Genomic DNA, 907 nt, shown 5'->3' with positions numbered 1-907 from the left:
GGCGGGCGCCGCGCGCGATGCGTTGCTGCTGCGCGTCATCGGCAGCCCGGACCCTTACGGCAAGCAGATCGACGGCATGGGCGGCGCGACTTCGAGCACCAGCAAGGCGGTGATCGTCGCGAGGAGCTGCAAGGCCGGTCACGATGTCGATTACCTGTTCGGGCAGGTTGCCATCGATCGCGCGTTTATCGACTGGAGCGGCAACTGCGGCAATCTTTCCGCCGCCGTGGGACCGTTCGCGATCACGAACGGCTTGATCGATCCCGAACGCGTGCCGGATAACGGCGTGGCTACCGTGCGCATCTGGCAGGCCAACATCGGCAAGACGATCATCGCGCATGTGCCCGTCACCCAGGGCGCGGTCCAGGAAACCGGCGACTTCGAACTCGACGGCGTGACATTCCCCGCGGCCGAAGTGCAACTCGAATTCATGGACCCGGCGGCCGAGGAAGACGGCGCCGGCGGCGCGATGTTCCCCACGGGCAATCTGGTCGACGACCTCGAGGTGCCGGGCATCGGCACCTTGAAGGCCACGATGATCAATGCGGGCATCCCGACGATCTTCGTGAACGCCGAGGCAATCGGCTACACGGGCGCCGAGCTGCAGGACACCATCAACAGCGATCCGAATGCTCTGGCGATGTTCGAGACCATCCGCGCACATGGAGCGGTCCGCATGTGCCTGATCAGGCACATCGACGAGATCGCGAGCCGGCAGCACACGCCGAAAATCGCCTTTGTCGCGAGGCCCGCGGACTACGTTTCATCCAGCGGCAAACCGGTTGCCGCCAATGAGGTGGACCTTCTGGTGCGCGCGATGTCGATGGGCAAGCTGCATCACGCGATGATGGGCACGGCCGCCGTGGCGATCGGCACGGCGGCGGCCATTCCTGGAACACTGGTGAGT

Annotated in this window: 1 protein-coding gene; it reads left to right on the top strand. The window is 65.2% G+C overall.

The annotated features are described in order from the left end of the window. The coding region (gene prpF, locus AWB67_RS38670; protein WP_087660927.1) for a 2-methylaconitate cis-trans isomerase PrpF at nucleotides 1–907 on the top strand (907 nt) is incomplete at both ends.

Source organism: Caballeronia terrestris, from assembly GCF_001544515.1.
In the GTDB taxonomy this organism is placed as follows: Bacteria; Pseudomonadota; Gammaproteobacteria; order Burkholderiales; family Burkholderiaceae; genus Caballeronia; species Caballeronia terrestris.
The sequence above is the reverse complement of the archived record's forward strand: the minus strand, read 5'-3'. Positions and strand labels throughout refer to the sequence as shown.